We start from the raw sequence: 23,513 nt of genomic DNA on the forward strand, positions 1-23,513 counted from the left end.
ACATAGGGGAGGGATGTTCCAGGCTTTGTGCGATGAATGCCCTGACAATTTGCATCTGGCGGTAATCCCTACCCCTTTTTTTCGTATCTGCGTTGCGGCGACGAAAAAAGTTCGCGTAGACTTCGCCCCGACAACGCTTAGCACGGCCTCCATGGGCTGATCGCGATTGTTGAGGCGGTAGTCTCACCTTGTGTGTGGGAGGAGCGCCGTTTGTTAACCAAACATGAGGTTCACTCAATGAAGGCAATGAAGAAATTGCATGTTGCTGCTGCGGTCGCAAGCCTGTTCGCAGTGGGTTCGGCGATGGCCGCCACCATCAGCCAGTCGGGCGTGACGGTCGCTCGCGAAGTGATCATGAAGAACAGCCAGGCCATCATCGCCCCGGCTGCCAGCTTCACCTATGCCGGTAACCTGAGCGCCAACGCTGCCTCGAGCCAGGACTTCAACTTGGTGCTGAAGTTGGGTGGCGACGGTGCCGCCGCTTGGCTGGCCACCGCCGGCAACCTGCCGAACCTGGAAACCGTCCAGGTCAAGGCTTTCGTGGCTGGTTCTCCGGTTGACGTGCCCGTGCTGGCCGCCGGCACCACCGCCGCTGGCAAGGCTGCTGTCGAGCTGCTGGCCATCGAAGCTGTTGACGCCCAGACCCTGCGCTTCAAGTTCCGCCTGGAAAACAAGGACAACGTGCCTGTCAACCTGACGACGGCGCAAGTGAACTTCAACGTCAACACCGCCGCCATCGCTGCCGCTACCGTGGGCGGCGTGGACTTCGACGCTCAACCGGCTCCGGCTGCTCCGAAGTTCGCCAAGGTGACCAACCTGGTCCCGACCGTGGGCACCGTGGACGCTGACGGCGCTGCCGAAATCGCCACCGACGTCTGCTCCGACGGCGACAAGCGCATCAGCCTGAACATCCGTAACTACACCGGCTCTGGCGTCGGCGTGATCGGTGAGTCCGGCGAAACCGGCGTGACCAACAACGGTTACATCCTGTTCTCGCAAGCCGTGAACGTGGTGATCGGCAAGGGCGTGGCTCCCAACCGTTCCACCAACCCGGCCGTGGAAAACAAGGCTCTGGCTACCGATGCCGCTGGCTTCGGCACCAGCACCGTGATGCCCCTGGGCTTCGTGAAGTTCCGCAACCTGAGCGTTGACGCTTGGGATACGGACCTGGCGACCGACTACTACAAGCTGCGTGCCAACAACGCCAACAACAACGGTGACCTGAAGACCTTCGGCGTGCTGAACACCGACGGTGCTGTCGACACCAAGGAAGCTGTTGTCAAGCTGTACTCCAGCAACGGTTTCGCCGCTGGTTCGACCATCACCCTGTCCAACAGCCCCTTCTGCTCGGCTACTGGCGCCAACAACGTGTCGGCTGCCGGCACCGTGGTGGCTTCGGCTGACGGCAAGGACTGGACCGTGACCTTCACGCACGCTGACCTGGTGAGCGTGGTGTCTGGCGGTACCGTCAACGACTCGCTGCTGGCCATCGGTGACGCTCTGGCTACCGGCCCGCTGGGTGCTGGTGCTGACCCGGTCTCTGGCTACACTGCCTCGCTGGATCGCGCCTACATCTGCTACAACGTGCCCGGCAACGTTGAGATCCCCCAGTCCACCTTCCAAGGTGTGGCTTCGCTGATCAAGGAAGACCTGTCCGACGAACAGAACAACAAGTCCTGCCGTCGTGACCTGGCTGGCCTGGGTGGCGGCGTCAAGATCGACGTTCGCAACTTCATCGCCTGGGATCCTTCCAAGCCCGTGACCGATGCCTACGGCGAGTGGATTGACGTGGTTCGCGTGATCAACAACAGCGAAACCCAAGAAGCCGATCTGACTGGCCAGTACATCCGTGCTGACGGCAAGTACGGCAAGTGGGGCTCGCTGGGCACCCTGCCGGCTCGCGGCGCTCGCTACTTCACCTCCAAGGAAATCCATACCCTGCTGAGCAACAACTCCAGCATTGGCGGTGCGGACCAAACTGCGGGCGGTGATAAGGATGCTGTGGCTGGTGGTACTCAGGGCGAAAAGGCTCCGAACACCCGTCTGCGTATCTCGTCGACCAAGGCCTCGACCCTGCGCGTGCAGAACTACTTCTACAACGCCCGTACGGGTGCTCTGACCGAAGTGTCCGCTTCGCAAGGTGCTGACTTCGTGAACCTCGAAGCCTCGCCGCGCGATCACATCGATCAAGACGCTCAGACCGGTATCAAGAAGTAATTTCTGTACTCGTGTTTGGTTGGAAAGGGGGGCTTCGGCCCCCCTTTTCTTTGCCTGTACTTCTCTACAATCCAGCTTTCTGTTCGACAGGCTCAAGAGCCGAGAGGGCTGGTGGCTATGGTGTGTGCTTTTGCTGGGTGGCTTGTGCGCCAGCTCATGGATGGGGGCGAGATGCCCAGGCGGGCCGCCATGGCCTTGCTGATCTGCGCCGGTGCGGCGCAGGCCCAGGTGATCAGTCCCGCTGTCAGCACGGCCGTGACCGTGGACGCCGTGTTCCAGGCCATCGGTGGCAAGCCGGCGAGCTCCGGCTATCTGGTGATCGATGCACCGGATGTGATGGAAGCTGGCAAGACCCAGGTACGGGTCCGCAGCGAAATCTCTGGTACCGGGTGGCTGGTACTGCTGAAGGGTCGCAAGGGCAAGCCTGCCGCAAAGCCAGCAGCCCCTGGGCAGCCGGTGCCCCCGGTGTTCATCAAGGCCGTGCCATTCAAAGGTGGCGAGGTCGCGCAGACCTCCATGGAAGTCGAGCTGACCCATGACACCTACCTGACCCTTGTGGCCTACAGCCGGGGCCGCTGGTACTACGCTGAACGCGAGCTCAAGATCGCCGTACCCGCGCTGTCATCGCCCCGGGCGCAGGCCTTCTCGGCCTCCTCCAGTGCGCTGCCCAGCATGCCCGCCAGCGCGGCGGCTTCGGCGGCCGCAAAGGTGTTGCCGGTACGCTGAATCATTGACGGTATTGTCAATCGAGTTACTTCCGCCTGAACCCGAAGTTCAAAGCGATATTCCCCTGTGCGAATTCAATACTTGCTGAGCAATGGAATTGGCTGGAATCAATAATCAAACTCCGCTGGAGTTTCTGGAGTATCTGCGGGCCGCAGGGCGAATTCAGGAACAGGCCGTCCAGGACGCGGTGGTACTGCATGAGCAGACGCACCTGCCAATCTGCGCGGCCCTTCTGCGGCTCAATGCCATCGCCGAGCTGCCGCTGTACGAGGCCTTCAGCCAGTTCCTGAGCGTGCCGCTGCTGCAGCAGCGCGACTGGGACACCGGGCTCATGCAGGACGACGAAGCCGTCCGTGCACTTGGCCTGTCAGCGAGCTGGCTCAAGGGCAAGGGCATGTGCCTGCTGCGTGCGCCCGAGGGCCCCACGTGCGTTGCCTTCAAGGAGCAGGCGGAGGCCGATGTCTGGCAGATGCTGCTCCGCAAGGCGGCCGCCCTTGGCCTGATGCTGCAACCGGCGGTGCTCACGCCCACGCTGTTCGAGGCCATCACGGCGCGCAGTACTGAGAGCAGCAGCACCCAGATGGGCCTCCAAGACGACCTCCGCGCCCTGCGTGAGCTCGCGGAAGAGGGGCCTACCATCGAACTGGTTAACACCATGCTGTCGCGTGGTGTCACTCAGCGCGCATCCGACCTCCACTTCGAGCCTGAGGAAGCGGGCTTCGTGGTGCGCGCCCGCATCGACGGCGACATGCTCGAACTGGCCCGCTACGGCCGCGACCGCTTCGACGCCGTGGCCTGCCGGATCAAGATCCTGTCCAGCCTGGACATCGCCGAGCGCCGCCTGCCGCAGGACGGGCGCATCAGCGCGCGGGTGAATGGCGAGGCCTTCGACATCCGCGTGTCGGTGCTGCCGGGTGTGCATGGCGAATCCATCGTGCTGCGCCTGCTGCGCCAGGAGCGCAAGCCCACGCGTCTGCAGGATCTGGGCATGACGGCGGCGCAGGCCGAGTTGCTGACGCAGTGGAGCAATCTGCCCAATGGCATCGTGCTGGTCACCGGCCCCACGGGCTCGGGCAAGAGCACCACGCTGTACACGACGCTGGAACTGGCCAACGACCGCAGCAAGAAGATCATCACTGTCGAAGATCCGGTGGAGTACAAGATCCACGGGATCACGCAGCTACAGGTCAATGCCGACATCGGCTTCACCTTCGCGGCGGCCCTGCGCTCCATCCTGCGGCATGACCCGGACACCATCCTCCTGGGTGAAATCCGCGACGAGGAAACCGCGCGCATCGCCATCCAGTCGGCGCTGACGGGCCACCTGGTGCTGTCCACGCTGCACACGAATTCGGCCATCGGCGCGGTGACCCGTCTGGTGGACATGGGCATCGAGCCATTCCTGATCGCTGCCAGCGTGCGCGGGCTGATGGCCCAGCGCCTGGTCCGCCGCCTGTGCGACCACTGCGCGGTGCCGGACGCCGAGCCCGACGATGCTGTGCTGGCCATGCTGCAGCGCATGAACTTCAGCGACCGAAGCCGCCTGCGCAAGCCGGTCGGTTGCCCGCATTGCAGCGGCACGGGCTTCTGGGGCCGTATCGCGGTGTACGACATGATCGACATCACGCCGGACATGGGACACCGTATCGCCGCTGGCGATGGTGAGCCGGCACTGCTGCAGATGCTGGGCCGTCAGCAGGATGATGGCCTGCTGCGCAGCGGCGTCGAGATGGTCGTCCGCGGCGCCACGACCCTGGGCGAGGTGCTGCGCTCCACCGCGGGCGGCTGAGGCGAAGCGCCAGGCGCTTCAGTCGCCTGCCTGTGATTCGCTGAGCAGCAGGTCCAGCAGCTGCCTGCCGCTGGCTGCCCAGCTGAACTGGGCCGCGCGTGCTCGGGACTTCGTAGCCGCTGCCGGGTCGGCCAAGAGGCGCTCCAATGCCGCTGAGAAGCCCTGTGGATCCGACGGATCCCTGTGTGGGTCGAAGTAGGCCGCGGCCTCGCCGCAGACCTCGGGCAGGCTGGCCTGGTTGGCGCTGAGCACCGGGCAGCCGCAGCGCATGGCTTCCAGTGGCGGCAGACCGAAGCCCTCGTACCAGGACGGCTGCACAAAGGCCTTGGCGGCCCCGTAGAGGGCCTTCAGCTGGGCATCGCTGACGGGACCCAGGCGCCTGACGTTCGCTTCGTCCGCCACCTGCGGCCCGTCTGGCCTGAAGACCTCCGGATTGCTGCCGCCGGCCAGCACCAGCAGATGTCCGGAGCGGCCCGGCCATTGCGCAAAGGCCTGCAGCAGACCGGACAGGTTCTTGCTGGGGTTCTCGCTGGCCACGGCCAGCAGGAAAGGCCTTTGCGCCAGGCCGGTCTCGTGCAGCCAGGCGCTGTCGGCGGCGATCCGGTCCATGTGCTCGGCCGCCAGCGGCAGCACCTGGCAGTCGCTGCCAGGGCGCGTGCGCAGTGCGGGAAGGTGCACCTGCAGCCGGCTTTGGGAAAAGGCCGATGGCGTCAGGATCTTCCGGGCCCGACCAGCGAGCCGGCGGAAGAGGAAGCGATACCAGGCCACGAAGGCGCGGGTATAGGCTCGCGGCCAGTCAAACACGGCGGCGTCGTGCAGCATGCAGATCTGCCGGCGCCCCAGCGCGGGCGCTGAGCCGGCCAGATTGAGCAGCAGCCCGCCCTTCGCGGCGCGCGGCAGGGTCCACTGCTCCCACAGGTGCAGGCGGCCCAGCGGGGCCGGTGAGGCCCGGCAGGAGATATGGTCCAATGCGGGCGCGGTACCGCTGTCGGGGTGCAGCAGCAGCACCGAGGGCCGCTCGGCGGCCGGGCGCCGGCCCAGTTCTTGATCCAGTGCCCGCACCAGCTCGTGGGCGACGCGCTGCACACCTGTCACGCGCTGAGCGAGAAACTTACCGTTGATGACAACTGGCCTCATCGTTGGAAGCAGGGTTGGAGAAGTGCGAGGCATGAAAGCAGGGATGCGGGGGCGCGCCGCGGGCGGCGCCATGGGCCACTTTCGTGACCACTTTGTGCAGCGGGCCGGCAGCGAAGGTCGCCATTGTCACGCAGGCCCGAGGGCGCCACGGCCATGACCCCCTCCTGGTGGACCCACCCACGCATTGCCGCCATGGCGGCCGCCGCTTTTTTTGCGCTGGAGGCTCTGCAGGGCATCGTGCTGCTGCCCTGGTTGCGGCATGTGCTCGGGCCTGGGGCCGCCGCATCGTGGGTGCTGATCACTGCCAGCGCGCCTTTGGTTGGGCTTCTGCTGGCCGGGCGCCTGCAGCCGACCATCCGCTCGCTGGCCCGTCAGGGCGAGCGGGGACGCCTGCCCGCCAACTGGGATCAGGTCATGGCGGACTGGCTTCGCTGGTCCGGTACCGGCCTGCTGCTGCTGCAGTTGGGCTTCGCGCTGGCACTCAGCCTTGGCGGCTTCGGCGGCGCGGCCCCCGCCGAATCGGGGGGCTGGCTGGCGGCAGGGCTTTACGGCATCGGCCAGCACCTGCGCCTGCGTGCCTTCGCGGGCATGACGGCATTGACGGGGCATCAGCAGACCGGCCGTGAGCGCAGCTACCTCGCGATGGCCTCGGCCCTGTGCCTGGGCCTGCTGCTGACGCTGACCGTCGCAGGCCTCGGCATGCCCGGACTGGGTCTGGCGGTGCTGCTCGCGCAGGCGGCGCTGCTGGTCGCGGTGCGGCTCGCGGTACACGCCATGCCGCGGGACGCCGCAGCCATGAGCGCCTTCAGCTGGCGGGACGGGGCCGGCCTCAGCGCCCTTGCCATGGCGGGCTTCTGCGCCAGCGGCACGGACATCCTCATGGCCGGGCACTGGCTGTCCGCTGCCGAGCTGGTGGGCTTTGCCTTTGCCTCCCGTGCGCTGACGGCCGTGGTGGCACTGTGCGGCCTGTGGGCTCAGCTTCGGTTCCCCCGCTGGTGCAGCGAGGCCGATCTGCGGCGGGCAATGGTCGAGCTGAAGAAGCTGATGCTGGCCATCGCCGCGGTCCTGTTCGTCATGGCCTTGCTGGCCGGCAGCGGGCCGCTGCGCCAGGCCTGGGGCCGCTTCGGTGCGGGCTTCTTGCTGGATGGGGTGGTGCTGGCACTGTTGTTGTCGGGCTGCTGGCTGGCCTGCCTGACCGCCACCTGGGGTCAGGTCTTGCTCGCGGTCGATGAGCAGCAGCGCTTTGTCTGGCCCTGTGCCGTGCTGGCCCTCGCCGCGCCGCTGCTGGCCTGGCTGCTGGGCAGCCGATGGGGCCTGGCCGGCATGCTGCTGGGCTATGCAGGCACCCACCTGGCGGTGACCCTGGTGCTGGCTCGACGGACAATGCAACTTTTGGATTCCACGGTGCCTCCGGCGCTTCCTCGCGATGCTCAATGACCAGATTGCCCAGGGCGGGCAGGCCTATGCAGGCTATTACGACACGGTTCGTGCCCCCCTGCTGGACTTGCTGGCCGGGGTGGCGGTGACCGATGTGCTGGAGATCGGCTGCGGCGCCGGGGCCACGCTGGCCGAGCTGCAACGCCGCCATGCCGGCTGCCGCACGACTGGCCTGGAGCTCCGCCCGGACGCGGCCGCGCGGGCCCGCCAGGTGGCGCAGGAGGTGGTGGAGGCTGACGTCCTGCAATGGAATCCGCCCGGCTGGGCCGGCCGCTTTGACCTGATCGTCCTGTCGCATGTGCTAGAGCACTTCGAGCAGCCAGAGGCGGTGCTGCAGCGTGCGCTCGCCTGGCTGCGGCCCGGCGGCCATCTGCTCGTGGCCCTGCCCAACATCCGCCACATCTCGGTGACCGTGCCGCTGCTGCTGCGAGGCGAGTTCCGTTACGCGCCCTCGGGCATCCTGGACCAGACCCATCTGCGCTTCTACACGCGCAAGAGCGCACTGCGCATGCTGGAGGGTCAGGGCTTGCGCGTCCTGAAGCTCGCGCCGGAGTTCGGAGGCGGCAAGTCCAGGGCTCTGAGGTGGCTGAGCCTGGGCCTGGCCGAGGACCTGGCCGCCTATGCCTACAACTTCCTCGTGGCCCGCGCATGAGCCTTTGCATCTGCACCATCGTCTCCGCCAACTACCTGGCCTATGCCACGGTGCTCGGCGCCTCCATCCGGGAGCATCATCCGGACTGCAGCTTCGAGGTCCTGGTGGTGGACCGTCCCACGCAGGCTGTCCTCGATGCGCTGGCGGGCACCGGCCTGAAGGCGCGCTTCGCCCAGGACCTGGGCCTGGCAGAGTTCGAGCAACTGGCCTACCAGTTCGACATCCTGGAACTCAATACCGCCCTCAAGCCCACCTTCCTCAAACGACTGCTGGGCGAGGGTCATGAACAGGTGGTGTACCTGGACCCGGACATCCGCTGCTATGCCCCGCTGACGCCGGTCCTGGACGGCCTGCGTAGCAAAGACGTGCTGCTGACGCCCCATGCCCTGCGTCCCGTGCTGGACGGCGAGCGGCCGTCCGACATCGACTTCCTTCGCAATGGGGTCCACAACCTGGGCTTCGTGGCCCTGCGCAGGGGGCCTTGTGCCAATGAGCTGCTGGATTGGTGGGAGTCGCGCTGCCTGTCCCATGGCTACAACGATCCGGCCTTTGGGGTCTTCGTGGACCAGAAGTGGATGGACCTGGCGCCGTGCTGCTTCGAGGGCGTGGGGCTGCTGCGCCACCCCGGCTGCAACGTGGCCTACTGGAATCTGCACGAGCGCCAGCTCGCTGACGGCGCGCATGGGGTCGAGGTCAATGGACAGGCCCTGCACTTCTTCCACTTCAGCGGGATCGATGTGCACGACACCTCGGTGCTGTCTCGCCACCAGACGCGCCATTCGCTCGCACGGCTGCCCGTCGTCCGGCGTCTGCTGGAGACGTATGTGCAGGCCTTGCGGGAGGCCGGGCACCTGTCGCTCAAGGGCCTGCCCTATGGTTTCGGCACGCTGGACGACGGCACGCCGATTCACGGCCTCATGAGGCGGGCCCTGCCGGCCCTGGGGCCAGATGCGAGGCAGGTGAGCCGGCCCTTTGCCGCGGCGTCGGCCTTCCAGCAGCAGCTGCGTGCGGCCGGCCTGCACGGGATACCGGCAGCGGGGCCGGTCCATACACGCAATCTGCATGACCAGGGCCGCAGGCTCACCCTGGCCAACGCGCTGGTCCGTGGCCTGGCGCGCGTGCTGGGCCTGGGGCGTCTGCAGATGCTGGTGCGCTACGCCGCCTTCCTGTCCCGGGAGTCGCACCTGCCGGCGGTGCTGTTGCGCAAGCCCTTCCGGATGGACCATCGCGCCCGCGATGATGCCGCCGGGCAGCCGCATTCCTCCTGAGTTCTGGCCGGCCCAAATCCCCAAGCGGTCGCACATACAATGCACGGCTGCATCTCGCTTGACTCATGCCCCCCAATATCCGGCCACTGCACATTGGCAAGTTTGTTCCACCGCCCTTCGCCGGGATGGAAACCCATGTGGATACCCTGCTCCGCTCCATGGCGGGGCAGGCGCAGTCGACGCTGATCGCCAGCCAGCCTTCGCGCGTGATGGGGCGCGAGCTGGAGCCGACGCCCTACCGGATCGTTCCCGTGCCGTATTACGCGATGCTCGCGTCCGTGCCCTTTTGTCCGGCCATTCTTGGCACGGTGAACACGGAACTGCGTCAGCAGCGAGGCAACCTGGTGCACATCCACGCCCCCAATCCCTGGGCTGATGTCGCGGCCCTGCGTGCGCCGCGCGACGTGCCTGTGGTCATGACCTGGCACAGCGACATCGTTCGCCAGCAAATGCTGCTGAAGCTCTACGGCCCCATGCAGCAGAAGGCGCTGCTGCGCGCCGATCGCATCATCGTTTTCACGCCCAAGCACTACGAGAGCTCGGCTCAGCTGCAGCAGGCCCGCATCGAGCACAAGGTGCATGCCGTGCCCATCGGCATCGATTTCGCCCAGTTGGACGAGACCCCCAGCGAGGATGCCGTGCGTGCCGAGTTGCTGCAGTGGGCCGCCGGCCGCCCCATCATCCTGACGGTGGGCCGGCACGTGTACTACAAGGGCTACCACCACCTGCTTGAAGCGGTGGCCGCCTTACAGTCGGACGCGGTGCTGCTGATGATTGGCACCGGCCCGCTCAGCGCCGAGCTGCAGCGCCACGCCCGGGAGCGGCAGTTGCTCGATCGGGTGAGGTTCCTGGGCGAGGTGAGCCGCGGCGTCCTGGCCACGGCGCTGCGCACCTGCGACGTCTTCTGCCTGCCTTCCATCGAGCGCTCCGAGGCTTTCGGCATCGCCAGCGCCGAAGCCATGGCCTGCGGCAAGCCCACGGTGGTGTGTGACCTCGACAACGGTGTGAACTGCCTCAACCGTGCCGGGGAGACCAGCCTGCTGACGCCACCCCGTGACGAACGGGCGCTGGCGGACGCGCTGGACCAACTGGTCCGCGACGATGCCATGCGGGCCCGCATGGGTGCCGCCGCCAATCGCTGGGTGCGCAGCAGCTTTGGCATCGACGCCATGCGTGACGGCACGCTGGCGCTGTACAAGACCCTGCTCTAGGCCTGGAGCCGCCGGCTCCCCCGGTCTCATCGACTCCGCAACGCTGGATCCGCGACATGCATGCAACCGCGCTCAAGAACGCCCGACGTTTCTTCGATGTCTACGTGACACCGCGGATGCAGGCCGGGCAGCGCCTGCGCGTCGTGGAAATCGGCGCGCGCAACGTCAACGGCTCGCTGCGTGACGTCGCGCCGCAGGGCCTGGATTACATCGGCGTGGACCTGGAGGCTGCGCCGGGCGTGGACGTCGTGCTCGACGACCCCTACGTGCTGCCCTTCGAAGACGGCAGCGTGGATGCCATCCTCAGCTCCTCCTGCTTCGAGCATTCGGAGTTCTTCTGGCAGAGCTTTCTCGAGATCCAGCGCGTCCTGAAGCCGAGCGGGCTGTTCTACCTGAATGCGCCCTCCGGCGGCGAGTTCCACCGCTATCCCGTGGACTGCTGGCGCTTCTATCCCGACAGCGGCATGGCCCTGGCCCGCTGGGCCCGTTCGCGAGGGTATGCCACGGCGCTGCTGGAGTCCTACACGGGGGAGCAGGAGGACGACATCTGGGCGGACCAGGTCGCGGTCTTCCTGCGTGACGAGGTGCATGCCGGCGATTTCCCGCGCCGCATCGTGGACGGTCCTCTGCGCTTCCGCAACGGACTGCGCCATCCGCAGCTGGATCAACTGCTGAACCCGCAGCGCTGGAACCAGGACCAGCAGCGCGCCTGGCTGTGGCGCGCGACGCTGCGTCTGCGCCGTCGGCTGTGGCGGCTCTTCTCGGTTTGAGCCGGTCCAACTGACCTGGCTCGCGGGGCTCAGCGAGTGGGCTCCAGGAGTCGGGCGTAGGTGTCCAGCACCCGCTGCTCGCTGAAATGGGCTTCGACGAAGCGCCGTCCCTCCTGGCCCATGGCCTGCCACCGGGCCGCCGGCATGGCCAGCAGCCGGCGCATGGCTTGCTCCAGGGCCGCGGCGCTGCGGACTTCACAGAGCAGACCCGTCTGGCCGTTGAGCACCGTGTCCCGGCACCCGGGGGCGTCCGTCGTGATGACAGGCCTGGCCATCGCCGCCGCTTCGAGCAGGCTGCGTGGCACGCCTTCACGGTAGGAGGGCAGCACCACGCAGTCGGCCTGGCCCAGCTCATCGCGAACGTCGTCCAGCTGCTCGACATGGCGCACAAAGCCTTCGGCCAGCCATTGCCCCAGCTGCTCGGCGCTGACGGCTGCGGGGTTGGTGGACCTGGACGAGCCCAGCATCACGAACTCGCAGTCCGGACAGTCGGCATGGATGCGGCGCGCTGCCTCGACGAACTCGACCACGCCCTTGTCGCGCAGCAGCCGACCTACGAAGAGGAAGCGTCGGCTCGTGCCTGAGGCCACCGCTCGCGCAGGCGGCTGGAAGCGCTGAAGATCGACGCCTGAACCCGGCAGCCGCATGCCCAGGGCCTCGGGGACGATGCGGAACTGCTCGACGAAGGCCCGCCGGTCATCCTCGTTCTGAAAGAGTACGCGGTCTGCATCCGAGAGCGCGTGCTTGTAGAGCCGGGTGACCAGGGCCGTCAGCGGGCCCGGCGCGATGAAGGCGCGGCCCAGGCCGGAGATGTTGGGAAGGAACCGGCAGGGGCGGCCCTTGAGCGCAAGACCTGAATAGATATTGCCCTTGGGCGTGTAGGCCAGCACCGCCTGCGCGCCTTGCGCCTTCAACATGCGACGCAGGGACAGCACGGCGCCCAGCTCGGTGAAGGGATTGACCCCGGCGCTGGCCAGGGACCAGGGGGCGAAGCCGAAGCCGGCCTCCTGCAACCTGGACTCGTAGCCATCGGCCGGGGCGATGAAGACGATGTCATGACCCTGTCCCTTCAGGTGGCGCGCCAGAGCCAGGCGAAAGTTCTGCAGGTACCAGGCCGAGTTGGCCACGATCGCGACCTTCACGCCCGGGCTCCCCGGTCAAACCATGCACGGGCGGCGCAGTTAGCAGGCGGCCTGTTCGATGGCAGCAGCAGGGTCTCGGAAAGCGGAAGGGGCACGGTGTGGGAAGCGGCAGAGGAGTAGCCGATTGTGCCATCGCAGGCAGGCCCGCAAGGCCTGCTGCGCTGGCTCAGAGCGAATCCCGCCAGGCCTCGAACATGAGCACGTCCCACAGCTGGTACTGCCAGTTGCGGCGACCGGAGCGATGCTCGGCCCAGAGGGTGCTGACGCGCTGCGCGTCGAGGATGCCGGCCGCCTTGAGGCGAGGCAGGGACAGCAGGTCATCGGCCCAGGCCTGCAGCGGTCCGCGCAACCAGCTGTCCAGTGGAACGGCGAAGCCTTTCTTGGGGCGCTCGATCAGAGCGCGCGGCACGTGGCGGTACAGCACCTCGCGCAGCAGCCACTTGGTCTGCCCGTCGCGGATCTTGTGCTTCATGTCCAGGGTCCACGCATGCTCGACCACGCGGTGGTCCAGCAGCGGGACGCGCGTCTCCAGGCTCACGGCCATGGCGGCCCGATCGACCTTGACCAGGATGTCGTCCGGCAGATAGGTGAGCTGGTCTGCCAGCGCCATCTGTTCGACCTCGGAGGGCATGGAGGGCAGGGCGCCCGGGCTGAGCAGTGTGGCCGGCTCATGCGCCTGGTGCACCCAGGCTTCGGGATCGGCCTGGTGAGAGATGAGGCGCCGGTACATGTCCGCGGCATCGTGGGCTGGCAGCACGAGGTTGGCAAACTTGTGCAGCTTGTCGCCCAGCGGGCCATGGGCCTTCAGCGAGGGGATGCGGCTGCCCAGCCGGGTCAGCGTGTCGGGGCTGATGCGCAGCACCATCGCCGCCGCCGCCTTGCGCAGGGGCAGGGGCAGGCGCCCCAGCTGGCGCCACAGGCGATGCGCGATCAGATAGCGGTTGTAGCCGAGGAAGAGCTCGTCCCCCGCATCGCCGGACAACGCCACCGTGACATGCTGGCGCGCCATTTTGGCGACCAGATAGGTGGGGATCTGGGAGGAATCGGCAAAGGGCTCGTCGTAGATCTGGGGCAGGCGCGGGATCACGTCGAGCGCATCCTGGGCGGTGACGTAGAGCTCGGTGTGATCGGTGCCCAGGTGGCGGGCCACGGCCTGGGCGTGCTCGGCCTCGTTGTAGGCCTCCTGGTCGAAGCCGATTGAGAAGGTGCGGACCGGCCGGGTGCTCTGGCGCTGCATCAGGGCCACGATGGCCGAGGAATCGACACCGCCCGAGAGGAAGGCGCCCAGCGGCACATCGGCCACCATCTGGTCGCGGATGACGGAGCCCAGCAACTGCTCCAGGCCATCGATGGCTTCCTGGTCGCTGCACGCAGGCCGGTTGGCGCAGGCCTGGCTGGCGACGTCCTGAAGGCGCCAGTAGCACTGCTGCCGCACGCTCCCGTCGTGCCGCACGGCCATCCAGTGCCCTGGGGGCAGCTTGGCGATGCCGGTGAAGATGGAATGCTCGCCGGGGATGGCGTTGTGCCGCAGGTAGAGGGCCAAGGCATCACGGTTGATGTGCCCCTGCCAGGCGCTGTGCGCACGCAGTGCCTTCAGCTCGGAGCCGAAGACGAAGTCTCCGTTCGGGAGCCTGCCGTAGTACAGCGGCTTCTCACCCATGCGGTCCCGGGCCATCAGCAGCTGACGCTCCTGGGCGTCCCAGGCCACGATGGCGAACATGCCGACCATGCGCTGCAGCGTGGCCTCGAAGCCCCAGTGCGTGATGGCGGCCAGCATGGTCTCGGTGTCCGAGTGCCCGCGCCAGGCCTGCTCGGGCAGTGCCTTGCGCAGGGCCTGGTGGTTGTAGATCTCGCCGTTGAACACCAGCATGTAGCGGCCGCAGGCGGAGCGCATCGGCTGGTGACCCTGGGGGGACAGATCGACGATGGCCAGCCGGCGGTGCCCCAGCGCGACCTGGGCCGGGGCATCCACCCAGAAGCCATCGCTGTCAGGGCCGCGATGCGCGATGGCGTCGCACATGCGCTGGAGCTGTGCCTGCATGCCTTCGGCGTGGCCAGGGGAGGACGAGAGGAATCCGGTAATGCCGCACATGATGGGGAAGGTCTGTCGCTCGCTCAGAGAGAGCGGTAGAGGGTCAGGTAGTCTTGCCAGATGCTGGCGACGCTGAAGCTGGACTGTATCCGCTGGCGATGGCCGATCCCGAGCTGCTGCCGTTGCTCGCCCGGCAGGGCCAGGAGCGCGCTCACCCTGTCTGCCAGGGCTGCCGGGTCGGAGATGGGGGCAATCCAGCGCGGGTTGCCGAGGACGCTGGCAGCGTCGCCGCAGTCGCTGCTGACGCAGGGCCGCTCGCAGGCCATGGCTTCGCCCAGGACATTGGGGAACCCTTCCGCGCGGGAGCTGAGGCAGAACAGGTCCAGCGCGGACATCAGGGCCGGCACGTCCTGCTGTTCGTCCAGCAGCAGGAAGGCCTGATCGAGCCCGGCTGCCGCGATCTGGGCGCGCAAGGCGGTGGAGGCCGGCACGCCGCGGCCGGCGATCAGGAAGCGGGCCTTGCCCTGCTGCTGGTGCACGTGCTTCGCCATGGTCACGAAGTTGCCGAGGTCCTTTTGCGGGTCGTTGCGGGCCACATTGCCGATCAGCAGCTCGTGCTCCCCCACACCCAGTTGCTGGCGCAGGCGCTGCCGGCCCTCGGGCTGGAAGCTGAAGCGCTGTGTGTCGAAGCCATTGCCGATCCAGACGAATCGCGACGCCGCATAGCCCGCGGCCACATGAACGGCCTCGGCCGTCCGCGCGTTGGTGACGATCCTGCGGGGCAGCCAATGCGAGAGCCGGGCGCACAGGCGCACGACCCAGCGCGTCGAGCGCCCGATGTCCGCGGGGCCGATGCCGCTCTGGCGGATGTTCCACACGATGCGTCGCTGCCCAGCTGCGTAGGCCAGCAGGCCGCCGATCAGGTCACCGTGGTACATCCAGGTCTGGACGACGCTGCCGGCCGGCAGCTGGCGCAGGTGCTGCCACAGGGGGCGCAGCACCCAGGGGTTGCCCAGGCGCGGAGACAGGCCCAGGGCCCGGACCTCGATGCCCTGCGCACGCAGGCGTTCACCGACCACGCCGGATTGCCCCAGGGCATAGACGCACTGCGTGATCTCGGGGTTCTGTTGCCGGGCTTCTGACAGCAGCTTGTGCAGCATGGACTCGGCACCGCCCTGCTGCAGCCCTGTGATGATGTGCACGACCTGCGGGGGAGTGCCGCTCATACCTCGCGCCTCAGCAGCTCGACCAGCTGCGCACCCACGACCCGGCGAGCAAAGTGCTGTTCCACAATGCGGCGGCCCGTCTGCCCCAGGGACCAGGCCATGGCTTCGTCGCTCAGCAGCGCATGCAGCGCGTCGGCCCAGGACTGCGCGCCCTCGGCGGCCAGGCCGCAGGCGCCCAGGTCCAGCACTTCCCGGTTCATACCGACCGGTGATACGACGCAGGGCAGGGCGCAGGACATGTAGGTCAGCATCTTGAAGCTGCACTTGCCCCGGGCCCAGGGGGAGTCTTCCAGGGGCATGAGGCCGACGGTGAAGGTCTTCAGGACCTCCACCTCGATGTCCGGCTGCCAGCGCGTGAAGTGCACGCGCTCCGGCGGCAGCTTGGCGAAGGCCGGCGGGCGGTCCGCCACGATGTGCAGCTGCACCTGCGGTAGCGCGCGCATCACCTGGGCCAGGGCGTCCTCGATAGCGTAGAGATAGGTGAAGCCGCTGGAGCTGCCGGACCATCCCAGGGTCGGGCGCACGGGCGGCGCGCTGCGGACCGTGAAATGGTCGGTATCGACGGCCGTCGGCAGGATGGTGACGGGGCCGAAGCGCTGGAAGTGATCGGCCAGGAAGGCATTGCCGCAGACGATGTGCCTGGCGCCCCGTGCAATCGCGTCCGCCGATTCGCCGCGGGTGCCCAGGAAGATGGCATCGTCCACGTCAAAGACGTAGGGGATCTTCAGCGCCCGTTCGGCGGTGTGCAGCGTCGACAGCAGATGCCGCTGGAGGAAGGCGAGGTTGGCTTCCCGGTTTGCCCGGGCCACACGCAGCCGGGCATCGGCCAGGGCGGCCAGCCCCCAGACAGGGCGCTGCCATCCGGCCTGCGGCGGATAGGCGCTGAAGCGGGCATGCAGGTCTCGCGTGTCCAGCCCGGCATCCTGGAACAGCGTGCGGTACTGGGACCAACGGAAGCGCGTGCTGGGCTGCAGCAGGCCTTGCGTGAGTCCGGCCACGGTCAGCTCGCGTCCGACCGTCCCTGCGCCACTGTGCTGTCCGTCCATCATGCGTCAAGCCCGCGGGCCGCATGGGCCCGCCTCGAATCCCGCCACCGCAGGGCCTGGCCCAGCGCGACGCCGGCCCAGAACCAGGCGCGCAGGCGCAACGGAACACCGCCGCCGGCCTGTTGCGTGGCTGCTGACTCGGGCTGGTAGCGTGCCAAATTGGCCGCGCAGCGCAGCATCTGCCCTGGGCGTTCGCAGTCCTGCAGCAGCTCGGCGTAGTAGAGGCTGCTGCCTCGGGGGCTGCGATGGCGGAGATCGACCATCTTTCGGGAGAGCGAGTCTGCCGAGTCGTGATAGATGCGCAGCGCCTGGTTGATGTGCCGTACCTGGTAACGCCTGGAGATGCGGTTCCAGACCAGGCCCTCGGGGACGAACTTCTCGCCATCGAACTCGGGGAAGGGATGATCACGCAGGATGTCGGTGCGATGGATGCCCCACATCTCCGCATGACGGCCCAACTGGGGGAGCAGCTTGTGCGGATGCCCGTCAATGCTGGACGCGGGCAGCGGGCCGCCCAGGACGACGCCAGCCTCGTCGCGGCACAGACAGCTTACGCCGGAGAACGAGGGACGGACGGCCTCGGGAATGCCGAGCCACGCCTCCCGCAAGACGGCCAGTGTTTCCGCAACGCAGCTGTCATCCGAGTCGAAGGCGAGGAACAGTTCGCCACGCGCCTCGCGGACGCCCCTGTTGTAGGCGAAATGCTTGCCGCGGTTGGCCTGCGTCACCAGCCGGATCTGCAGCCGCCCTTCCTGCTGCCATTGCGCCACCAGTGCTGCCGTTGCGTCAGTGGAGCCGTCATCGACGATCAGCCATTCGAAGTCCTTGAATGTCTGCGCAAGCAGGCTTTCATGGACGCGATGCAGGGTGTGGGCCCGGTTGTAGGTCGGTGTGAAGACGGTGAACAAGGGTGTCGTCATGACTCAGCGGGGCAGGCGGCCGCATCGCCGCCGGGGGCGGTCGGCGGGCGGGCCGGAAGCAGGCGCGCCAGCAGCCAGCAGACCAGCCACAGCTTGGCCAGGAAGTTCAGCATGGTCAGGAAGCTGTCCGAGAAGATGGACAGCACAATGGCCCCGAACAGGTAGCCCGCTGTCATCATGTGCACCGTGGACGTCTGCAGGCGCGCGCGCTCGTGGTGGTAGCGGACCCAGGCGCCATAGCCGGCCAGCAGCAGCACCGTGCCGACGACGCCGTACTTCGGGTACAGCGAGAAGAAGACCGTGTAGACGTTGCCGATGCGGTCGTCATTCCCGAAGAAGACGAAGTCTTGGTGCTGCGAACCCACGCTGCACATGCCCAGCTTGCTAAGCATGGCGCAGGGGACCTTGAGCGCGTCCCAGGTGGGCTTGATGAAGAGGCCGTCACCCTCCAGGTACTTGGAGAAGAGGATGGGCCCTTGCAGCGCGTACTCGCCCAGGTTGTTGAGGATCAGAAGCGCGCCCTCGCCCAGCTCGCTCGCGTTCTCGAGTCCGCCCTTGCTAACCAGCACCGCGCCCCCGCCGAAGACCAGCAGGAACAGGCCGAAAATACCCAGAATGGACCCGAGATGTAGCTTGCGCCCGTTGATCAGACGGAGGTAGGCGATGACCAGGGTCAGCTGGACCAGCCCCGCTCGCCCGTTGCTGAGGAGGTTCATCAGCACCCAGGGCAGGGCTGCGGCCAGGGTGAGGCGCAAACTGACGGCATTCTTCAGCACGCCATAGGACAGGATGGCAATGACAATGAGCCCCAGCACCAGGTAGTTGCCGGTCAGCGGGCCGAGCGTCTCATCCTCGTAGACGCTCTTGTTTCGGAGCTGGAGCGCGAAGTAGAGGAAGTTGTCGGTGTCTCCGCCGATGGCGAGGATCTCCAGCACCCAGACCGGCACCATGACGCAATGGGCCAGCAACGCAAACTGCGCCAGGCGCCGATAGTCCAGTGCGGGATGGGCAGCGGGGTTCAGGGGGGCGGGCACACGTGCGGCCAGGAAGGCGCCGCCCTCGCTGCCGATCACGAAGGCCACGATGCCGGTCAGGAACAGCAGCAGCGCAGGCGGGCGCACCTCATAGAAGCCGGCCTGCTGAACCAGTGCGATCAGCAGCAGGGTGATGCCCCAGGTGCCGGCCAGCACCGCGCCGGGCTGGGCCATATCCCGTGTGCGTGTCCACAGGGTGTAGGCCAACAGGAGAAGAATGAGTCCGACGGGCGCCATGATCAGGGGGAGCAGGGGGTGGATTGTGCCTCAGTGCCCCGCCGGAGATCGCTGCAGCCGGCGCTTGACGAGTTGCCGCAGGTCTGCCGCGTTCAGGAGCCAGGCGAGCAGCAGGTAGCTGGCCGCCATGGCTGCGCCGCACGCCACCAGCCTCAGCAGAAGGGAATCAGTCCGCCCCTCTGACAGGACCCGCATCGCGGCACCGACAGCCAGGGCCGCCGTCGTGCAGGCCACAGGCTTCAGCATCCTGAGGCCCAGGGCGGGCATCTGCGCCTGGCGGCGCCCCCAGTAGTAGCTGACAGCAGCACCGGCGCCGAAGCTGGCCACGGCGCTCCAGGCCGAGGCGACGGCGCCGTGACGGGGCACCAGCCACAGGTTGAGACCGATGTTCAGCAGGGCCATCAGGGCGGTCAGCAGCAGGGCGTCCTGGGTCCGCTTGTGGAGTTGGAAGCCCAAGTCAAGCACGTAGGCCTTGATGCCGCCCAGGCCGATGGCAACGGCGATCCAGGGCATGACCTGTGCGGCCTGCGAGGAGACGCCGGGGCCGAAGATCAGGCCCGCGATGGCCGGCGCCAGCACGATGAAGAAGGCGGCGGCAAGACCTGCCACCAGCATCACCGTCTCCGCCGTCTGCACGTACAGGCGCTGGGCCGCTGGCCGGTCACCCTGCTCATGCAGGCGCACCAGGTGAGGAAAAGCGCCCAGGTAGAACACGTTCAGCAGTACGCCCATGCTCTGCTGGGCGAGGTCGTAGCCGGCTGCGTAGCCTCCGACGGCGGCACTGCCATGCCAGTGCTGGATGATGAAGCGATCGCCCTGGTCCAGCACCATGATGGCCAGAAAGCCGCCCGCCTGGGGCAGTCCATAGCGTGCCAGAGGGCCCAGGGGCACGGTCCCGGCAGACCGCAGCGTGGCGGGTCGAGCAATGCCGGACACGGCGCAGGCCACGATGAGCGCGGTCACCGCGCTGGCCAGCGCCAGCGTCTCGCGGGGCCAGATTCCGGGCAACCCCGGCCAGTACAGCAGCAGGGTCGCCAGGCCCAGGGTCAGGCCTGCGCGCACCACCGTCAGCCGCCCGTAGCGGCGGGGCTCAGCGCTGGCATTGGCCCACTGGAGGAAAAGATTGAACAGGCCCATCAGTGCTGCGCCTGTGCTCACCAGCAGCCAGTCCGTGGGGCTGAACAGCGTCTGCCATCCCAGCGCATGCACCAGCCAGGCCAGCGCCAGCAGGCCTGCACTCAGGGCCCCCCAGGCCCGCAGCACAGTGACCAGCAGGGGCTGTGGCGCGGCGCTATGCACGGCGTAGAAGCGTCCGGTGGCAGTGCCCAGCCACTGGAAACCGATGGAGGCCACGGCGCCGATGAGCCCGAAGGCCAGCGCATATCGCCCATACGCCGCCGCATCCAGCCAGTGTGTCAGGCACCCCAGAGAGACAAAGGCCAGCACGCCATTGAACACCCGCAGGGCCAGATAGGCCCATGCGTCCCTCAGTCCCATATTGCGCGGCTCGGCACCGGCGGGCGCGTCAACGCCTCCGGATCAGGGACGACATTCGCGCGGCCGGAGGGCAGGCGGGACGCCGACAAGCCGCCAGCCCTCATGGCCGTGCGGCCGGGCGTCGGCGCTGCTCGCGCAGGATCAGCAGGCAGCTCAGCACCACGAAGGCGCCCAGCGTGGTCAGCAGCCCGACGACCGAGCGTTTGGGCTTGCTCTTGCGTTCCGGCACCAGGGCCTTGTCGACGACCTGCAGGGTGCCGCCCTCGCGGGCCTCATCCATGCGTGCCAGTTCAAACTGCTTGGCAAAGAGCTCCACCAGCAGTTCGTTGTAGCGGTAGTTGCGATAGGCGCTCACATAGCTGGACTTGCTCTTGCTGCCCTCGTCGTCGGCGAATTGCTGGACCTGGCTGCGCAGGCTTGCGACGATGCTCTGCTGCTGCTGCACTTCCGGTGCGGCCGACGTCATCGTCGCCTCCAGGCCGCGGAGCTTCACCTCGGCGGCCGTCAGGGTGGCCTTGAGGCGGGCGAAGCTATCGGCCGCCGCCTTGGGTTCTGCACGCAGCGTGGATTCGGTGAAGCCCGAGGCCGCGAGGCCTTCCTGGGCCTTGTCCAGGTCAGCCCGGGCCTGCTTGAGCTGTCGTTCGAAGAAGGAGCGGCGCTGCTGGGCTTCGGTGATGTCCAGGGAGGACGACAGGCGCTGCAACTCCTCCACGTAGGCATTGGCCATGTCAGCCGCGCGCTGCGGGCTTTCGTCATCGACCTCGATGGCGATCAGCCCATCCTTCTTGCCGATGGAGACGCGTGTGTTTCCGGCCAACTCTTTGCGTGCGTCCACCCGGTACTTGGACTCATACAGCTGGACCAGCTTGAAGCGCTCGACCATGCGATCGACGACGGTCTCGCTCTGCAGCAGGCCCACGTACTGCTCGGCCGTGTTCTTGCCTCCGCCGCCCATCCCACCAAGCAGGCCTGACAGCGCGCCCAGCGAAGCCATGGCGGCCATGGCGCCGGACTGCTGCTGCACCGGGGGCAGCACCTGGGTCCGGGCCGTGAACGTCGGCGGAACGATGAAGCTGATGCCGAGGCCGATGCAGCCGATCAGCACAGAGCCGGCGCTCAGCCGCAGCCATTGCGCCCGGACCGGGGACAGGATGGAGGACCAGGTCTCGGCCTGCGGCGCGCTGGTCACGGGGATCGGAGAGGAACTCACGGACGTCACGTTCTCGGCCTCACTTCTGAAGGGTCTTCAAGGCAGCCACACCAAGGCCGAACTGGTACAGGATCTGCGTCCACTCCTTGGCCTCTTGGGCAAAGGTGGTCTTGTTCAACTCTTCAGGCACGAACACCGTATCGCCGGGGAGGGCTGCAATGCCCGAGAAGGACTGGCCCATGCTGAGCCAGCCGCTGTTGCTCTGGCGCGTGCTGACCACGCTGCCGTTGGCGCGCAGCACGAACACGCTGTTGGTGTCGGCGCCTCGGGTGGGGCCGCCGGCCTGCCGCAGGGCGTCCTCGATGGAGCTGCCATCCGTATAGAGATAGCTGCCGCCATTGAACACGCTGCCGAACACGGCCACGGTGTTGGGCTTGGCGGGAATGCTGATGCGGTCGCCGTCCTCGACCATAAGCTTGGGCAGGGCGGACGCGGTGGGCGCCAGCTGCAGCACGATGCGGCCGTTGGGGCGCACAGTCCGCAGGCGTTCGATCAGGCGCGTCGCGCCGCTGGCCCGGGCGGTTTGCGCAGCGGCCTCGTCGGCCGACAGGGCGCGCTGGGTCGAGGTACTGCGGGTGAACTCGGTTTCCAGGTCACGCAGGGCCCTGTCGTAGTTCTCCTGCTGGGACAGGCGCACGCTCTCCCGGGTGAACTCGGTGCCGAAGATGTAGGCCTGCGGCGTTACTCCACCGGCCATGGCGATGGCATCCGACAGCGTGCTCTTGGCCGGCAGCACGTACTCGCCCGGACGGAGCACCTCGCCTTCCACGCGGACACGCTTGCTGCGGGCGTCGCGGGGATGGGCCAGCGAGACCAGGCTGAAGGTGCGCACGATGTCGCCGTTCTTCAACCGGGTGGAGGCCTGGGCGGGCAGGTGGAATTCCACCACCTGGTCCTCCTGGGTGAAGTCGATGCGCTGCACCGCGACGCGGCTGGTGTCCGCCACGGCGTTGAAACCGCCGGCCATGTTCAGCACGTCGTCGAGCGTCTCTGTCGGGCTCATCTCGAAGATGGCAGGCTTGTTGACGCTGCCCACGATGGCCACCTGCGGGCCCGAGGGGCCGACGTAGATGACGTCCTCCGCCTGCAGCACCCGGTCAGCGGTCTTGTCGCCCTTGATGAGCAGCTTGTAGAAGTCCAGGGTGGTGACCAGCTCGCCACCGCGACGCAGCTCGATGCGGCGGAAGCTGCCGGAAGGCGATGGGCCGCCGGCCTCGATGAGGGCATTGACCAGCGTCGACAGACCGCTGACGGTGTGCGCACCGGGGCGCTGGGCGAAGCCAGTCACGTAGACGCGCACGGCGCGCAGGCGGCCGAGGCTGGCGGTCACCTGGAAGTTCTTGAAGACGGTGCCGATGCGCTGACGCAGTACGTTATTGAGATCGGCAAAGCGCACGCCGGCGACCAGGATCGGGCCCACGCGCGGGATGGCGATGCGCCCCGCCCGATCGACAACCAGGCGCAGGTCTGCGTCCACGGCGCCCCAGACGTTGACCATCACCTCGTCACCGACGCCCAGCACGTAGTCCGGGGGCACGGTGGTGCCTGCATTGCTGCTGGGTTCCTTGCGCAGGTCCTCGACCGTGGGCAGCAGCAGTTCGGCGCCGAAGCGCTTGATGGTCGGCGGCACCAGCTCCTCCTCGGCCAGACCCTCACGGCTTTCGACCTTCTTGTCCTGGCCCAGCGCCTTCTGCACGTAGCGTTCGAACTCGCTGGCCACGTAGGGCGTCTTGCGACGGCGCAGCAAGGAGTCCTCGTTGAGGCGTTCCTTGTCGGTCAGGTTGCCGCGCTCGTCCTGGCGGTTGGAGTTCTGACGCAGCCGTGTGGTCGATCGGGTGTCGTCCTGTTCATTCGTCGATTCGCGTTGCTGCGTGCCGCGAGTTTGTGACGATTCGCTTTCCAGGTAACTTTGTGCGTGCGAAGGCGCAAGAAAGCCCAGGGCAAGGACGGTGCTCAAGGCCC

18 protein-coding genes are annotated in these 23,513 nt (G+C 67.3%); 8 read left to right on the plus strand and 10 right to left on the minus strand.

Annotation, left to right across the window (positions count from 1 at the left end):
• Positions 1–303: 303 nt before the first annotated feature.
• From H5407_RS03195 to H5407_RS03205, 3 genes are all read left to right on the plus strand, one after another.
• Positions 304–2,217: a hypothetical protein gene (locus H5407_RS03195; RefSeq protein ID WP_183102985.1), complete on the plus strand. Its 1,914-nt coding sequence runs from the start codon at positions 304–306 to the stop codon at positions 2,215–2,217.
• A gap of 189 nt (positions 2,218–2,406) precedes the next feature.
• Positions 2,407–2,943, plus strand: a complete 537-nt coding sequence (locus tag H5407_RS03200) for a hypothetical protein (protein WP_183102986.1) — start codon at positions 2,407–2,409, stop codon at positions 2,941–2,943.
• A 97-nt stretch (positions 2,944–3,040) separates the two neighbouring features.
• The gene (locus H5407_RS03205) at positions 3,041–4,732 is read left to right on the plus strand and encodes a GspE/PulE family protein (protein ID WP_183102987.1); all 1,692 of its coding nucleotides are present in this window, start codon (positions 3,041–3,043) and stop codon (positions 4,730–4,732) included.
• 18 nt (positions 4,733–4,750) lie between these two features.
• On the opposite strand, the gene H5407_RS03210 is transcribed toward H5407_RS03205, so the two are convergent.
• Complete coding sequence (locus tag H5407_RS03210) at positions 4,751–5,869, minus strand: glycosyltransferase family 1 protein (RefSeq protein WP_183102988.1); 1,119 nt, start codon at positions 5,867–5,869, stop codon at positions 4,751–4,753.
• 153 nt (positions 5,870–6,022) lie between these two features.
• Here H5407_RS03210 and H5407_RS03215 point away from each other — a divergent pair, with 153 nt between their 5' ends.
• The 5 genes from H5407_RS03215 (at position 6,023) to H5407_RS03235 (ending at position 11,207) form a co-directional block, all read left to right on the plus strand.
• Positions 6,023–7,306: a hypothetical protein gene (locus H5407_RS03215; RefSeq protein ID WP_183102989.1), complete on the plus strand. Its 1,284-nt coding sequence runs from the start codon at positions 6,023–6,025 to the stop codon at positions 7,304–7,306.
• Positions 7,296–7,958: a bifunctional 2-polyprenyl-6-hydroxyphenol methylase/3-demethylubiquinol 3-O-methyltransferase UbiG gene (locus H5407_RS03220; protein ID WP_183102990.1), complete on the plus strand. Its 663-nt coding sequence runs from the start codon at positions 7,296–7,298 to the stop codon at positions 7,956–7,958. The genes H5407_RS03215 and H5407_RS03220 overlap by 11 nt, the downstream gene beginning before the upstream one ends.
• On the plus strand, positions 7,955–9,226 hold the full coding sequence (locus tag H5407_RS03225; RefSeq protein WP_183102991.1) for a group 1 glycosyl transferase: 1,272 nt from the start codon (positions 7,955–7,957) through the stop codon (positions 9,224–9,226). Before H5407_RS03220 ends, H5407_RS03225 begins: the two co-directional genes overlap by 4 nt.
• Positions 9,227–9,351: 125 nt before the next feature.
• The gene (locus tag H5407_RS03230) at positions 9,352–10,437 is read left to right on the plus strand and encodes a glycosyltransferase (RefSeq protein WP_255501060.1); all 1,086 of its coding nucleotides are present in this window, start codon (positions 9,352–9,354) and stop codon (positions 10,435–10,437) included.
• Positions 10,438–10,493: 56 nt separating this feature from the next.
• Positions 10,494–11,207 carry a class I SAM-dependent methyltransferase gene (locus H5407_RS03235; protein WP_183102993.1) on the plus strand — a complete coding sequence of 238 codons (714 nt, stop codon included), beginning with the start codon at positions 10,494–10,496 and terminating at the stop codon, positions 11,205–11,207.
• Positions 11,208–11,236: 29 nt separating this feature from the next.
• Here the strand turns inward: H5407_RS03235 and H5407_RS24620 are convergent, their stop codons facing one another.
• From H5407_RS24620 to H5407_RS03280, 9 genes are all read right to left on the minus strand, one after another.
• The gene (locus H5407_RS24620; RefSeq protein WP_183102994.1) at positions 11,237–12,349 is read right to left on the minus strand and encodes a glycosyltransferase family 4 protein; all 1,113 of its coding nucleotides are present in this window, start codon (positions 12,347–12,349) and stop codon (positions 11,237–11,239) included.
• A gap of 166 nt (positions 12,350–12,515) precedes the next feature.
• Positions 12,516–14,441, minus strand: a complete 1,926-nt coding sequence (asnB, locus tag H5407_RS03245; RefSeq protein ID WP_183102995.1) for an asparagine synthase (glutamine-hydrolyzing) — start codon at positions 14,439–14,441, stop codon at positions 12,516–12,518.
• Between the two features lie 23 nt (positions 14,442–14,464).
• Positions 14,465–15,607 (minus strand): glycosyltransferase, encoded by a 1,143-nt coding sequence (locus H5407_RS03250; RefSeq protein WP_183102996.1) that lies wholly within the window; start codon positions 15,605–15,607, stop codon positions 14,465–14,467.
• A complete protein-coding gene (locus H5407_RS03255) occupies positions 15,604–16,656 on the minus strand; it encodes a glycosyltransferase family 4 protein (RefSeq protein WP_183102997.1) in 1,053 nt (350 codons plus the stop codon). Before H5407_RS03255 ends, H5407_RS03250 begins: the two co-directional genes overlap by 4 nt.
• Positions 16,653–17,573, minus strand: a complete 921-nt coding sequence (locus tag H5407_RS03260; RefSeq protein ID WP_183102998.1) for a glycosyltransferase family A protein — start codon at positions 17,571–17,573, stop codon at positions 16,653–16,655. Before H5407_RS03260 ends, H5407_RS03255 begins: the two co-directional genes overlap by 4 nt.
• On the minus strand, positions 17,570–18,844 hold the full coding sequence (locus H5407_RS03265; protein WP_255501045.1) for an O-antigen polymerase: 1,275 nt from the start codon (positions 18,842–18,844) through the stop codon (positions 17,570–17,572). Before H5407_RS03265 ends, H5407_RS03260 begins: the two co-directional genes overlap by 4 nt.
• A 30-nt stretch (positions 18,845–18,874) precedes the next feature.
• The gene (locus tag H5407_RS03270; protein ID WP_183103000.1) at positions 18,875–20,341 is read right to left on the minus strand and encodes a lipopolysaccharide biosynthesis protein; all 1,467 of its coding nucleotides are present in this window, start codon (positions 20,339–20,341) and stop codon (positions 18,875–18,877) included.
• Positions 20,342–20,441: 100 nt separating this feature from the next.
• Positions 20,442–21,551 (minus strand): Wzz/FepE/Etk N-terminal domain-containing protein, encoded by a 1,110-nt coding sequence (locus tag H5407_RS03275; RefSeq protein WP_310737607.1) that lies wholly within the window; start codon positions 21,549–21,551, stop codon positions 20,442–20,444.
• Between the two features lie 19 nt (positions 21,552–21,570).
• Positions 21,571–23,508 (minus strand): SLBB domain-containing protein, encoded by a 1,938-nt coding sequence (locus tag H5407_RS03280; protein WP_183103001.1) that lies wholly within the window; start codon positions 23,506–23,508, stop codon positions 21,571–21,573.
• Positions 23,509–23,513: the final 5 nt, after the last annotated feature.

The sequence above is a fragment of the Mitsuaria sp. WAJ17 genome (assembly GCF_014174515.1).
Lineage (GTDB): Bacteria > Pseudomonadota > Gammaproteobacteria > Burkholderiales > Burkholderiaceae_C > Roseateles_B.

Bases quoted from the DNA above. Each gene is read 5' to 3' on its own strand.
- H5407_RS03195 (WP_183102985.1), top strand. From the start codon at position 304: ATGGCCGCCACCATCAGCCAGTCGGGCGTGACGGTCGCTCGCGAAGTG.
- H5407_RS03200 (WP_183102986.1), top strand. From the start codon at position 2,407: ATGGCCTTGCTGATCTGCGCCGGTGCGGCGCAGGCCCAGGTGATCAGT.
- H5407_RS03210 (WP_183102988.1), bottom strand. From the start codon at position 5,869: ATGAGGCCAGTTGTCATCAACGGTAAGTTTCTCGCTCAGCGCGTGACA.
- H5407_RS03215 (WP_183102989.1), top strand. From the start codon at position 6,023: ATGACCCCCTCCTGGTGGACCCACCCACGCATTGCCGCCATGGCGGCC.
- H5407_RS03220 (WP_183102990.1), top strand. From the start codon at position 7,296: ATGCTCAATGACCAGATTGCCCAGGGCGGGCAGGCCTATGCAGGCTAT.
- H5407_RS03225 (WP_183102991.1), top strand. From the start codon at position 7,955: ATGAGCCTTTGCATCTGCACCATCGTCTCCGCCAACTACCTGGCCTAT.
- H5407_RS03230 (WP_255501060.1), top strand. From the start codon at position 9,352: ATGGAAACCCATGTGGATACCCTGCTCCGCTCCATGGCGGGGCAGGCG.
- H5407_RS03235 (WP_183102993.1), top strand. From the start codon at position 10,494: ATGCATGCAACCGCGCTCAAGAACGCCCGACGTTTCTTCGATGTCTAC.
- asnB (WP_183102995.1), bottom strand. From the start codon at position 14,441: ATGTGCGGCATTACCGGATTCCTCTCGTCCTCCCCTGGCCACGCCGAA.
- H5407_RS03250 (WP_183102996.1), bottom strand. From the start codon at position 15,607: ATGAGCGGCACTCCCCCGCAGGTCGTGCACATCATCACAGGGCTGCAG.
- H5407_RS03255 (WP_183102997.1), bottom strand. From the start codon at position 16,656: ATGATGGACGGACAGCACAGTGGCGCAGGGACGGTCGGACGCGAGCTG.
- H5407_RS03260 (WP_183102998.1), bottom strand. From the start codon at position 17,573: ATGACGACACCCTTGTTCACCGTCTTCACACCGACCTACAACCGGGCC.
- H5407_RS03265 (WP_255501045.1), bottom strand. From the start codon at position 18,844: ATGGCGCCCGTCGGACTCATTCTTCTCCTGTTGGCCTACACCCTGTGG.
- H5407_RS03270 (WP_183103000.1), bottom strand. From the start codon at position 20,341: ATGGGACTGAGGGACGCATGGGCCTATCTGGCCCTGCGGGTGTTCAAT.